The sequence below is a fragment of the Nonomuraea africana genome (assembly GCF_014873535.1).
Classification (GTDB): domain Bacteria; phylum Actinomycetota; class Actinomycetes; order Streptosporangiales; family Streptosporangiaceae; genus Nonomuraea; species Nonomuraea africana.
The window spans coordinates 4925110-4937669 of sequence record NZ_JADBEF010000001.1 but is presented as its reverse complement, the minus strand read 5'-3'; the positions used below and the strand labels follow the sequence as shown (position 1 = coordinate 4937669).

12 protein-coding genes and 1 pseudogene are annotated in these 12560 nt (G+C 69.3%); 6 read left to right on the top strand and 7 right to left on the bottom strand.

Going from position 1 to position 12560, the window contains the following annotated elements:
• Positions 1–132: 132 nt before the first annotated feature.
• From H4W81_RS23310 to H4W81_RS23300, 3 genes are all read right to left on the bottom strand, one after another.
• On the bottom strand, positions 133–468 hold the full coding sequence (locus H4W81_RS23310; protein ID WP_192776775.1) for an STAS domain-containing protein: 336 nt from the start codon (positions 466–468) through the stop codon (positions 133–135).
• 307 nt (positions 469–775) lie between these two features.
• Positions 776–1585 (bottom strand): glutamate ABC transporter substrate-binding protein, encoded by an 810-nt coding sequence (locus H4W81_RS23305; RefSeq protein ID WP_192776774.1) that lies wholly within the window; start codon positions 1583–1585, stop codon positions 776–778.
• A 47-nt stretch (positions 1586–1632) separates the two neighbouring features.
• Entirely contained in the window at positions 1633–3441 is a 1809-nt protein-coding gene (locus tag H4W81_RS23300) for an APC family permease (RefSeq protein WP_318781906.1), read from the bottom strand.
• A gap of 311 nt (positions 3442–3752) precedes the next feature.
• Here H4W81_RS23300 and H4W81_RS23295 point away from each other — a divergent pair, with 311 nt between their 5' ends.
• Positions 3753–4022 (top strand): hypothetical protein, encoded by a 270-nt coding sequence (locus tag H4W81_RS23295; RefSeq protein ID WP_192776773.1) that lies wholly within the window; start codon positions 3753–3755, stop codon positions 4020–4022.
• A 65-nt stretch (positions 4023–4087) separates the two neighbouring features.
• Here H4W81_RS23295 and H4W81_RS23290 read toward each other — a convergent pair whose 3' ends face one another.
• Complete coding sequence (locus H4W81_RS23290) at positions 4088–5443, bottom strand: sensor histidine kinase (protein WP_192776772.1); 1356 nt, start codon at positions 5441–5443, stop codon at positions 4088–4090.
• Positions 5444–5634: 191 nt separating this feature from the next.
• Between H4W81_RS23290 and H4W81_RS23285 the strand changes: the two genes are divergently transcribed.
• Positions 5635–5817 (top strand): hypothetical protein, encoded by a 183-nt coding sequence (locus H4W81_RS23285; protein ID WP_192776771.1) that lies wholly within the window; start codon positions 5635–5637, stop codon positions 5815–5817.
• Between the two features lie 47 nt (positions 5818–5864).
• On the opposite strand, the gene H4W81_RS23280 is transcribed toward H4W81_RS23285, so the two are convergent.
• A complete protein-coding gene (locus H4W81_RS23280; protein WP_318781905.1) occupies positions 5865–6305 on the bottom strand; it encodes a MarR family winged helix-turn-helix transcriptional regulator in 441 nt (146 codons plus the stop codon).
• A gap of 52 nt (positions 6306–6357) precedes the next feature.
• On the opposite strand from H4W81_RS23280, the gene H4W81_RS23275 reads away from it, so the two are divergent.
• Both H4W81_RS23275 and H4W81_RS23270 read left to right on the top strand, forming a co-directional pair.
• Positions 6358–6963 carry a TIGR03086 family metal-binding protein gene (locus tag H4W81_RS23275; protein ID WP_192776770.1) on the top strand — a complete coding sequence of 202 codons (606 nt, stop codon included), beginning with the start codon at positions 6358–6360 and terminating at the stop codon, positions 6961–6963.
• 22 nt (positions 6964–6985) lie between these two features.
• A pseudogene (locus H4W81_RS23270) lies at positions 6986–7381 on the top strand (RidA family protein); the annotation flags it as partial.
• 110 nt (positions 7382–7491) lie between these two features.
• Here H4W81_RS23270 and H4W81_RS23265 read toward each other — a convergent pair.
• Together H4W81_RS23265 and H4W81_RS23260 are read right to left on the bottom strand one after the other, a co-directional pair.
• Positions 7492–8175, bottom strand: coding sequence for a response regulator (locus tag H4W81_RS23265; RefSeq protein ID WP_192776768.1), 684 nt, complete (start codon positions 8173–8175; stop codon positions 7492–7494).
• Between the two features lie 10 nt (positions 8176–8185).
• On the bottom strand, positions 8186–9346 hold the full coding sequence (locus H4W81_RS23260; protein ID WP_192776767.1) for a sensor histidine kinase: 1161 nt from the start codon (positions 9344–9346) through the stop codon (positions 8186–8188).
• A gap of 208 nt (positions 9347–9554) precedes the next feature.
• Here H4W81_RS23260 and H4W81_RS23255 point away from each other — a divergent pair, with 208 nt between their 5' ends.
• Together H4W81_RS23255 and H4W81_RS23250 are read left to right on the top strand one after the other, a co-directional pair.
• Complete coding sequence (locus H4W81_RS23255; RefSeq protein WP_192776766.1) at positions 9555–10253, top strand: hypothetical protein; 699 nt, start codon at positions 9555–9557, stop codon at positions 10251–10253.
• A gap of 107 nt (positions 10254–10360) precedes the next feature.
• Entirely contained in the window at positions 10361–12451 is a 2091-nt protein-coding gene (locus tag H4W81_RS23250) for a hypothetical protein (RefSeq protein ID WP_192776765.1), read from the top strand.
• The last annotated feature ends 109 nt before the right edge of the window (positions 12452–12560 follow it).

Genomic DNA, 12560 nt, shown 5'->3' with positions numbered 1-12560 from the left:
AGCCGTGTCGGCTTCTCGCCCGATCCCAGCCTGCTACCAGCCTGCTGGCCCATCGCCGGTTCATGGCAGGGGCCTATACATCAGCAGCATGCGACAGGCGAGGCCGGAGGCGAAACTCGCGGCAGAAGGTGGTCATCGGTCCGGCTGTCTCGCGGACGCCAGGTCGAGATTGATGGCGAAGTGATCGGATAGTACGGTGATGGTCAGGAGGCGGCGGATCGCCAGAGGTGGAGCATGCAGACGTAGCGTCCAGCCCTGCCGTAGGGCCAGATTCTCGATGGACACCAGCACGCCCAGCCCGCTGCCGTCCATGAAGGTGACTGCGGATAGGTCAAGGAGAGTTTGATGTCCCGGTCTGTCCAAGGCGGCCACCAGATGTTCCCGGAGCGCGTGCGCGGTGGAGGTGTCGATGTCTCCGGAGACGCGGCAGACCGTCCATGGCGAGTGGATATGCGTGGACAGGTCCATCAGGGCCTCCAATCGTTCGTGGGCACGAGCCATACCGGAAGAGACTTGTTCCTCATCGCACAGCGGCTTCCGCCCTCTCGACGGTTGAGTCCTGCCCCAGTCAATCCGCACTCCAGCGCCCGGGACACAGGCGAAGTGCGGGCGGCCTATCACTGAATCTGATAACCCACACGCGGGCCTGCAAGAAGCGGGGTCGGCGGCCTCGCCCGACAAGCAGATGGACGACGATCAATCTGAGCAACCGAAACGAGCACGGTGGCTTCATCGCGGAATATGAGCGCGATGCCAGCTCTGCCGATCACTTCTGCTACGGCGTGCAGCCCTCGAACTCGGGCACGAAGGCCGACAGCTGGAGACCGCTCGCACGGAACCACTTGTCCAGGAGCCTGGCCGCGGTTCCGTCCTGGTACATGTCCGTGATGGCCCGGTTGACCTCCTCGCACGCGTCCACATCGCCCAGGGGCAGGGCGATGCCGTACCTCTCGGCGGTGAACGGCGCGTTCACGATGGTGAACGCGCCGCGCTCGCGGGCGGCGAACCCGGCCAGGATCAGATCCCCGGTGGAGACCGCTTCCACCGCCCCCGATCTGAGCAGGTCGACGCACTCACCGTAGGTCCTCGCCGGAACCAGTACCGCGGCGATCTGGTGTCCATCCACGATGCGTGAGGTGGAGATGGAGCCCTGCGCCTCGCAGAGCCTGCGCCCTTTGAGATCACGTACGTTCCGTATCCGCCGGTATCCCGCGCGGACCAGGATGTCCTGGCGAGAGACGTAGTACGGCCCGGCGAACGTCACCTGCCTCTTGCGTTCCGCGCTGATGGAATAGGTGGCGACCACCATGTCGGCCACCCCGTTGCGCAGCTTCGCCTCCCGGCCTTCCGAGGTCGTCGCGACGAAGGAGACCTTCTTTCCCAGCCGAGCGGCCACATAGGCGGCCACGTCGACATCGAAGCCTTGGAACACCCCGCTGCGGGTTCGTACGGCCAGACCTGGCTGATCCGACTTCACGGCCACGACCAGCTCGTCCTTGTCCAGGATCGACCTGGCGTCGCCAGAGTCGCCACCACAGCCGCACAGCAGCAGTGCCGCGGTGACGGATGAGACAAGCTTCCGCATGGGCCCCTCCAGGGGGCTCAGCGTAGGGAGCGCCAGTGAAGTGCCGGTTAACGGTGCATGGCCGTAGACGCAGGGGCCGGGGAGCCGAGGCGGAAGCGCATCCGGCAGACCACTGTGTCGGTACGGCGGTGCAGCGCGCGGGAGAGGACGGCGCCACGCTGGTTCTGCAGGATCCGCTGCCAGAGGCGTTCGGGTTCGATCTGTGCGATGAGCACGAAGACCTGCGGTTCCGGCACCTGTCCGAGATACTCGATCAACGGCTTGGCGAGTCTGCGATGGACGTCGAAGAGCTGCACGAGCTCGACACCGGGATGCCAGCGCTGCCACGCCTCGGCGAACCCCCGTGCCTCGCCCGCGTCGTCGGGATGGCCGATGTTCACCGCCACCACGCGATCTCCCAAGGAGACGGCTGCGGTCAGCGCCTGCCTGGTCAGCTCGTTCACCGCGTGCACGGGCACGATGACCACCGAGGGAAGCGGCTCCGGCGGGGCCGGTGTCCTGCCCGTGCCCAGTCTCTCGCCGATACGGGAGTAGGCCCGGTTGATCCGGTCCATGGTGAGCACGATCAGCGGCAACGTGATCACGATCAGCCGGCCGCCCTCGGTGAACTTGGAGAAGCTGACCACGATCATCGCTATGCCGGTCAGCAGCGCGCCAAGGCCGTTCAGCGCGGCCTTGCCCCGCCAGCCGGGCGACCGGGCGGCGTGCCAGTGCCGGACCATGCCGGCCTGCGAGAGCGTGAACCCGACGAACACGCCGATCGCGAAGAGCGGCACGAGCAGGTTCGTCTCGCCGCGGGCCGCGATCAGCAGCAGGGCCGCGACGACGGCGAGGAAGGTCATGCCGTACCTGTAGACCGGTCGTTCGCCGCGGAGCGCGAAGAAGTGCGGCAGGTTGTCGTCCTTGGCGAGCAGGTGCGCCAGCACGGGCAGTCCGCCGAAGGAGGTGTTGGCGGCCAGTCCGAGCAGCACCACGGTGCTGAACTGGACCACGTAGAACAGCGCTCCGTCGCCGAGCGAGGCCTGGGTCACCTGGCCGAGCACGGTCACGTCCGGGTGAGGGAGGACGGAGAACTTCTCGATCAGGACCGCGATGCCGATCAGCATGACGCCGAGCAGGGCGCCGAGGGCGACTTCGGCGTGCTGGGCGCGCTTGATCCGTGGCTTGCGGAACGACGGCACGGCATTGGCGATGGCCTCGACCCCGGTGAGCGAAGCGCAGCCGTTGGAGAACGCCCTCAACAACAGGAGCACGCCCACGGTCTCCACCGGGACCGCATGGGCGGCGGGCAGCCGTACGGCAGGCTGATCGCGGAGCAGTCCGACCACGATCACCAGGAGCACCAGGGCCAGGAAGATCACAGTAGGTCCGATGAAGGCTCGCGCGCTCGCCGTGATGCCGCGCATGTTGACGCCGGTGATCAGGGCCAGCACGAGGAGGCAGAGCACTGTCGTGTACGGCAGCAGCTCAGGGAACGCGGAGGTGAGGGCGGCCACCCCGGCGGACACGGCGACGGCCACGTTGAGCACGTAGTCCACGATCAGGCTCGCGCCCGCCACCAGGGAGGCATGGCGGCCGAGATAGGCCTTGGCCACTCCGTATGCCCCGCCGCCCTCCGGAAAGGTGGCGATGACCTGCCGGTAGGAGAGGGTCAGTACGGCGAGAAGCACTGCGATGGCGATCGTGAGCGGCAGCGTGAAGTCGAGTGCCGCACCGCCGGCAAGGGCGAGCACGAGCACCATCGCCTCGGGGCCGTAGGCCACCGACGAGATGGCGTCCAGGGAGAGGGCGGCCAGGCCACCGATCACGCCGAGGCGACGCCGCTCATCGTCACCAGGCTCCTGCTCGGCGGACACGGCCGAAGGGGTGAGGTGCACAGGTCTTGGTCCTCTGGATCGGCGGACGAGTCGGGACCCTCGCCGAGACGGCCACCTCGACGGCTGAACGGGGTGCGCGTCCAGGCGGCAGGTCGCCTGTTTCTGCAGGTTAAACGGTCACCGCAGGTCGGTGGTGAGCGGCGCGCAGGCGACCGCGCCTTGGCGGGAGATCCGTTCTCGCGAGGCCGAGGTGCCGGACCAGTGATAACCGTGTTGTTTCGACTCGGCAGTTCCGGCAACACTGCACAGAGTAATGCACGACTACTTTGTGTAACCGTGGAGGTTCGGGCGTGATCGAGAAGCCGACAAGACTCGCGTCCAGCCTCGGTATGGGCTCGCGGTCGACCCGCGCGGAACTCCTCCGACAGCTGGCCAAGGGCCTGCACGTGTCAGCCCAGGCGCTGTACGCGCAAGCCGGGCTCATAGAGGGCCGCGAATCCCGCAGTGACGTGCTGGCCGCGATCCAGGCCGACATCACCATCACCGAGCGGCAGCGCCAGATGCTGATCGACATCTACACGTCGTTCCGCAACCAGGGCGCTGTCAGCTCTTACTGCTGAGCCGGAAAAACGCCGCGCTGTGCGCTCCGGCCACCAGGTCGTACGGCAGGTTCAGGTGTCGCGGGCTAGGCCGGACGGGCGACGGGGGCCGGCGTGGCGGCGGGGAGGCGCAGGACGAAACACGCGCCGACCGGACTGTCGGCGATCGTCAGGGATCCGTGATGATCGCGCACGATCTCCCGCGAGATGGCCAGTCCGAGCCCGCTGCCACTCGGATCCCGCCGGCGTCCCTCGTCGAGCCGTACGAACCGCTCGAAGACGCGCTCCCTGTTGTCGGGCGGGATGCCCTCGCCGTCGTCCTTGACCTCGACGACGGCGTCCTCGCCGTCCCTGAACACCCTCACCTGGACGGCGGTGCGGGCATGGCGCGCGCCGTTGTCGAGCAGGTTGGTGAGGACCCGGGCGATCCCGAGCTTGCCGGCCTCCACCATCACGTGCGGTTCGGCCTTGACGGTGACCGGCACCCGTCGCGGACGGCGGGCCACCTCCTGCCTGACGAGCGCCGCCAGGTCGAGCCGCTCGGTCTCGGCGGGGATGCCGGCATCGCGCCGCGCCAGGACCAGCAGGTCGGCGACGATGTTCTCCAGCCGTTCGGTGGCCGTCAGCGCCGACTCCACGACAGAGACCTGGTCCATCTCGTCGGGGTGCAGCGCGGCGTCCTCCAGCCCGGTCCGCAGGCCGGTGATGGGGCTGCGCAGCTCGTGGGAGACGTCGGAGACGAACCTGCGCTGCTGCTCGACGGCGCGCTCCAGCCGGTCCAGCGTCGCGTTGACGCTCATGGCCAGCCGCCGGATCTCGTCTCGCCTGGCGGGAAGGGGCACCCGGCGGTGCAGGTCGGCGGCGGTGATGATCCGTTCCATCTCGGCCCTGATCGCCTCCACCGGCGTCAGCGTACGGCCCACCGTCCGCCACATGGCGACACCGCGTAGCACGACGGTCAGGACCCCGACGATCCCGAACAGCACCGCCCACATCGGCCGCGGCAGCAGGCCGGGTTCCGGCACCGCGGCCAGAGCGATGAACGGCTTGCCCCCGAGGAAGAACTGGTGCGCCGTGACCAGCAGGCAGGGGCTGTCAGGTCGCGGGTAGCCGCACACCGTGCTGTCGTTGCGAAGCTCCTGCGGTGCGGGTAGCGTCGCGGGGATCGGCGGCTCCCCGATGATCGTGGCGCTGGCTTTGAGGACATGTCCCTTGCGGCCGAGAATCTGCGCGAGCTCCTCCGAATTCGAGGTGATGAGCGGGTTGGTCAGCCGGTCGGCCTCGGCGTCGAAGACCAGGCGCTGCGCGGCCCGTGACGCGTGCAGCTGGGCCTCGTCCACCGCCTCCTGTCTGACCAGCACCAGCACGGCCGCGTACAGCGCACCGACCAGCAGGCCGGTCACCAGTACCGCGGCGACCGACATCCTGACTCTGATGGGCATGTGTGCCGGCGGCCACATCGCGCTAGAGCATCCGGCGCGGCGAGCCTGTTGCAGATCTCATCAGTTCCCCCGAGCTGTACCAGAAAGCATAGAGAACCCCTGGTAAAGCCGGGGTGGCCGATCATGGCATACCGGTGTCGGCCGGGCCGCTTTTGCCGTACGCAGGTGGAAGAGCCGTAGCCGAGGCGGCCATGGAGACGCCGGCCGCGATCGCCGGCGACCTGCCTCCCGTCCTGGTGCGCTGGGCGATCGGCTACACCGACTTCTGGCATCTGGCACCGGTCTACTTCGGGATCCTCCTGACCGCCCTCGGCCTGATCCTGTCCCGCCGGTACCTGTGCGCACACCTGAGCCCGCGGGCGGACCGTCCCTGAGGGCTCCCCGCTGAACCGGAGACTTACGCCGACACGGTCCCAGGGTGCTACGTCGGGCCGACGATGTCCTCGCGCGACAGCTCCGACAGCGTCTGTACGGCGCGCAGGAAGCCTTGACGGTCGCCCAAGGGCAGGCGGGCGAGTACCCGAGCCTCGTTGGCCTGGATGACAGCGCGTACCGATCTGCGGACCTTGCGGCCCTCGTCGGTGATCGTCAGGATCCGCGCGCGGCGGTCGCTGGGATCCGGCTCGCGGGAGATCAGCCCCGCGTGCTGGAGCTTGTCGAGCGTGCTGATGATGCGAGTCTTGTCGGCGCCGATCGCCTCCGCGAGGGCGGTCTGGGTGCGGACCGAACTGTCGTCCAGGGCGCCGAGGACGGCGTAGCCCCACATGGAGATCCCGTGCGCGGCGAGCACGGGCAGCTCTGCGGCGACGAGGGACTGCACCAGAGGGTGCAGCATCGCGGCGAGGTCGCGGCGGTCTGTCACGGGTCCAAGGTAACGCGTTGACAAATAATAAGCACATGTAGATTATGTGCGAATGCATACGGACAGGGCTACGCCTGACTATGTCGCACTCGACGCGCAGGCCGTACGCACCAGCATCGAGTTGGCGGCTCGCGCGCGAACGGCGGACCTGTCCCGCCAGACGCCCTGCGTCGGATGGACCTTGTACGGCCTGCTCGCGCACATGACCACCCAGCATGTCGGCTTCGCCGCGGCTTCCAGAGGCGAGGGCGATCTGGCCTGGTGGAAGCTGCGGTCGCTCGAAGACGACCCCGTCGGGACCTATCGGGCCTCGGCCGAGCACGTCCTGGCGGCCTTCGCCGCGGACGGCGTCCTCGATCGCCTGTTCCCGCTGCCCGAGTTCGGCGGCGGGCACGCCTTCCCCGCAGAGCAGGCGATCAGTTTTCACTTCATCGACTACGTGGTCCATTCGTGGGACCTCGCCAAGACCTTGGGCGTCGAGGTCGAGTTCGAGCCGGAACTGCTGGAGGCCGCTCTCGGCGTGGCGAAAGCCGTACCCGGCGGAAAGGTTCGGCTCGCGCCCGGAGCGGCCTTCGCGCCAGAGGTCGCGTGGACGGGTGGATCACGTCTGGATGAGATCGTCGCCATCCTGGGCCGCTCTCCGAGCTGGCCCGACTGAATTTCCGATAGAGGAGCATGCCATGAGCACAGGTGTGAGATTGATCCGCAACGACCGGCTTACGCCGAAGGTGGACTACGCCTACGCCGCGGTCGCCGACGCGCCCGTGCGCTCTGTCTGGGTGGCGGGCGCCTGCCCGCTCGATCTCAACGGCGAGACCGTCGCGGTCGGCGATTACGCGGGACAGACCCAGCAGGTGATGCGCAATCTCGTGACCGCGCTGGAAGGGGCCGGCGCCTCGCTGACCGACGTCACCAAGACGACGGTCTATGTGGCTTCGTCCCGGCAGGACGACCTGGTGACGGCGTGGGAGGTCTACCGGGAGTACATGGGCGAGCATGACGTGCCCAGCACTCTGCTCGGAGTGGCGGTACTGGGCTACAACCACCAGCTGGTGGAGGTCGAAGCCACCGCTGTCATCACCGGGGCCCGTGACCGACGGACGCCATGTGCCAGAAAGACGATTTCTTGCTGCCCTCAGCCTTCCTGCTCGGGTCTGGGATCCACTGCACACGGCCTCCTCGACGATCACTCTCCGCCCTGGAGCCCTGCTCCGGGGCGGACGAGTCCGCTCTCGTAGGCGAAGACGACCGCCTGGACGCGGGTGGTCACGTTCAGCTTCATCAGGATCCTGGACAGGTGCGTTTTGACGGTCGCCTCGCCCAGGTAGAGCCGGGCGGCGATCTGGGTGTTCGTCAGGCCCTGCGCCAGTAGCTTCAGCACGTCGGTCTCCCTGCTGGTGAGCGACTCCAGCTCGGCCGCCCCGCTCGTCACACGGGCCGGATCCGGCTGTCCGGCGAAAGCCGCGATCACCCGCAGGGTGACCGCCGGGTCCAGCAGACCGCCGCCGGCCGCGACCGTGCGCACCGCCTCGACCAGATGCTCCGGCGGGGCCACCTTCAGCAGGAAGCCGCTGACTCCGGCGCGTAGCGCGGCCGCGACGTGCTCGTCCTCGTCGAACGTGGTCAGCACGATGACCTTGCTCTCCGGGTGCTCGCGTACGAGCTGCCGCGAGGCTTCCAAGCCGTCCATGCGCGGCATGCGTACGTCGATCAGCACGACGTCGGGCCGGGTACGCGCGACGAGGCCGAGAGCCTCGACGCCGTCGGACGCCTCGCCGACGACCTCGATGTCGGGCTCGCCGCTGAGCACCATCCGCAGGCCCACCCGGATCATCGCCTCGTCGTCGACGAGCGCCACCGAGATCGTCATGTCGTTGTTCCTACCGTGTTCGGGGGAGCGGGAATCGGGCACGGACCGCGAAACCGCCGTCCGGTTCGGGGGCGGCGTGCAGGCTGCCGTGGACCATCGCCAGCCGTTCGCGCATGCCGATCAGTCCGTGGCCGCCGCGCTTCCCGGGCACCGCGGTGGATTCGCGCGCCACCCGTCCGGGTTCGTTGCGCACCTCCAGGGTCAGCGCCTGCTCGGTGTATCCGATGGCGACCGCGGTCGGGGCCGCACCGGCGTGCCGCAGCACGTTCGTCAGCGCTTCCTGCAGCACGCGGTAGGCGGTGAGGTCCAGTACCGGCGGCAGTCGCGGCAGGTCGGCAGGGGAGTCCAGGTGCACTACCAGACCGGCGGCGCGGACGTCGGAGATGAGCTCGTCGACCCGGGCCAGCGACGGGACCGGCGTCGGCCGTTCGCCGTCGACCCGCTCGCGCAGGATGCCGATCAGCCCGCGCATCTCCTCGACCGTCTGGCGGCCGAGCCGCTCCAGCCCGACCGCGATCTCCTGCTCGGCGGGGCGATCGGCCAGCAGCCTGCGCAAGCCGCCCAGCTGCAGGGTCATCACGCTGACCGAGTGCGCGACGGCGTCGTGCACTTCCCGTGCGATGCGCGTGCGCTCCTGCGCGACCGCGGCCTGGGCGTTCGCCTCCCGCTCGGCGTCGAGCGCCGCCGCCAGTTCGGCCAGCTTCACCGCCCGTTCGCCGCTGCGCCGCGCGAGCAGCCCCATGTACCAGCCTGGCAGCAGGATGGCCGGCACGAAGAACAGCTCCCACAACGACTCGCCAGCGACGACCGACGTGCCGGCGAAGGACGCGGCCGCGACGCACAGCGCGATGGCCGAACGCCGCGGCGGCTCCCGCCATCCGGCCCAGGCGATCGCCCCGATGAGGCCGATCATCGCCGCGCCGCCGGCGCCCGGCGCGTCGAACGCCACCACGCCGACCGGGAAGCAGGCGGCCGCGATGACCGCGCCGACGAGCGGATACCAGGTGGAGACCACGAGACCGACACCCAGGACGATTCCCGAGATCGAGGTGGCCGCGGCGCCGGCGCCGAAGAAGTCGTCGAGGCTCGTCTCCACGACGGACAGGATGCCGATCAGTGGCCCGAACACCAGCGGAACGAGGCGGGCGTCCCTCAGCCGGGTCATCGTCATGGCTACCGATGGTAATGAGGCCCGGTGCCTGCCGGGTCCGCCGGATGGCGGACCGCCGTCGCGTGCCACATCCCTCGAACGGCGGACCCGCGGGAGTGCCGGTCCATCGAAGCGTGGAGCCATCACGGTACGCAACGGCTGACGCGCCGCCTGCCGTCCCGGCGAGAGAGTTCTTTCGCCAACGACATGCGACCCCCGGAGGAACGCCATGACCGCCCCTGCCCACCCCGTGACGGCCACCACCGACGTGCTCCCCGAGCCCGCCGACAGAGCGAGCCGATTCCTGCGCCGCGCCGGCGGCGCCGCCCTGATCGCCGGCCCCCTGCTCATGTTCGCCGGCATGATGACCTGCCCGCCGCAGGACTCCGACTCGACGCTGGACTACGTCACCTCGCTGGCCCGCGACAGTTTTCTGACGGAGCTGTCGGCGATCCTGCTGCACTACGGCCTGATCGCCGGCGCACTGGGCGCGATGGTCGTGCCCGGGCTCGTCCGCGGCCGAAAGGGCCGGTGGCTGACCCTGTTCGGGGCGCTGGCCGCCGCACTCGGGCTGCTGAACGTCTCCGGCGCCGTCCGCGACGACTGGTGGCGGATGGTCGTCGGGCAGCAGCTGCCGAGTGACGTCGCGATACGGATCTCGGACACCGTGGACGGGTCGGCGTTCATGCCCCTGTGGAGCGGCACCGAGATGTTCGCCTTCCTGGGCCTGCTCGCGCTGTGTGCCGGGCTCGCCCGCGCCGGTGTGGTCGGCTGGTGGCTGACCGCCGTCTACCTCGGCGCCTTCGTCGCGATGATGTTCATCCCGATCCACCTGACGTACGTGGTGGGCGGCGTGTTCAGCATGCTGTTCCTCCCGCTCGCGGTCGCCGGCGTGCGCACGTTCCAGCGCGAGCGCGCCGCGGCGTGATCCCGGGCGCGCGGACGGCGTGCGGTGACGATTGCAGTCGCTTCCCACTCGCCCGCAAGTCGCGTTGATCAGACTGTGCGGCTATATCGCTAGAACATGGAGTTTTCGTGAGGAAGAACCTATGGTGGCGGCGCGCCCTGGCGGCCGCCGCCGCTCTCTGCCTGTCGACGGGTGTGTTCGCCGCTCCCGCGAACGCGGCGGCAGCCCCCACTGTCCGGATCGCCGCGGTCAAGGCCTCCCCGGTCCGCAACGGCGGGCAGTGCCCGGCCTCGACGGTGTTCTCCGCGACCGTCACGGTCAAGGGGGCCGCCCGGCTGACGTACCGCTGGATCCGCAGCGACGGCAGCAAGAGCGTCGTGAAGAGCGTCCGGGCGGGAGCGAGGGTCACGCTGCGGGAACGGCGCTCCTTCTCCGGCAGCACCCGGGGGTGGCAGGCCGTACAGGTGCTCAGCCCGAAGAAGCTGCTCTCCAAGCGCGCCCACTTCTCGGTCTCCTGTGAAGCGGCCCCGCGCGACGGCAGCCTCTCCGAGGTGCCCGGACAGGCGCGACCGGCTCCCACGGCGTCGGCCGAGGTGACCGGCGACGGCTACTCCGGCACGTGCCCGGCCGGAGGCGGGACGCTGCGCTTCACCGGCACGATCAAGGTCTCCCGGGTGCCCGCGGCCGTCTCCTACCGCTGGGTGGACAGCGACGGCGGCGCGCTCGGCATCGAGCGGCTCTGGTTCTCCGGCTCCGCCACCCGTACGGTCACCTCCGGCCGTGCCTACCTGACCAGCCAGTCGGGTACCCGCTGGATCGAGATCCTGAGCCCGGACGGCAGGGTCCTGAGCACCTCGAACAGGGCCCCGTACCGCGTCACCTGCGCGGCCGACCCGACCCCGCCGCCGGTCGTCGCGAAGGTGACGAACCCGTGGGTGACCCCGGCCGGCTACCAGGGCTCCTGCACCAGGCCACTGCAGTTCACCTTCCACGCCACCCTCGAGGTGTCGAAGCCGGCGAAGGTCACCTACCGGTGGACCCGCAGCGACGGGACCACGGTCCCGGGGGCGATCGAGATCACCGGCAATGACCTCACCAGGGATCTCACCCTCACCTGGCCGGTCGCCGACCCGGCCAGGACGAGCGGCGGATCGGCCTGGGTCGAGGTCACCTCGCCGGGCCACGCGCGAACCCAGCCGGTGAAGTTCACGATCGCGTGTGTCGACATCAGCTTCTCCGAGACCAGGGTGGCCTCGCCCGCCCAGCCGTACACCGGGGCCTGCCCCGTGACGGTGCGGACCACGGCGACGATCACGGTGACGGGCGGGCCCGTGCTGGTCTGGCACTACTGGAGGTACCCCGGCACGAGCGTCACCTCCGAGAGGATTTCGGGGAGCAGGACCTACACCAGGGACTGGGTCGAGAACGGCACGACAACGGGATCGACCGCCCTCGGCGTCGCCACCGGCGACGACTACGGCCACTGGAAGGAGTCGGCGCCGATCACCTGGTCGGTCACCTGCAGGGCCGACGAGCCCGGCCAGGTCACCGTGTCCAAGGCGGCCGTCACCACGTGGAGCGGCGAGCCGGGCGCCTGCACGACGGCCAACCCCTACCAGCTCACCGCCGCGGCGATGGTCACCGCCACCAAGGGCCTGACCTACCCGCTGACCGTGACCTACCGGTGGCGCTGGGACGACGGCGGTTTCTGGCAGGAGGAGAAGCTCCAGTTCACCGAGCCGGGAACGCGGCGTGCCACACACACCTGGAGGACCTCCAGGAGTCACGCGGCCAAGGTGTGGCTGGACGTCACCGGCCCCGCCAAGGTTCAGGGTGAGCCAGGCGAGTACTCCCTGACCTGCAACGGGAAACCGCCCACGCCGAACACTGCCGGGAAGGTGGTGTCGGTGACGAACCCGGCCATCACGCCGTCCAGCCACACCGGCGCCTGCCCCGTCGACCTGAAGGCCACCGCGACGATCACGGTGTCCGCGCCGACCTCGGTGCCGGTCGAGTACGCCTGGCGCTTCGACAACAACACCAGCAGCCCGACCCAGCAGATCACCTTCCCCGAGGGCGGCCCGCTCACCAGGACCGTGGAGTGGAAGGACTGGCGCGCGATCGCGTCCACCGGAGGAAGGGTGACCGGCTACCTCCAGGTCGTCACGCCCAACACGGCGGTTTCCGAACCCGTCTCGTACAGCGTCACCTGCGGCTGACTGATCCGGTTGGGATCGTGAGGTGGCGGTGGCGGCACCGGGATCGGCGCCGCCACCGCCACCACGTACTTCGTCTGTCGTAGAGGTGCGAGCCGACCCCCTCACGGAA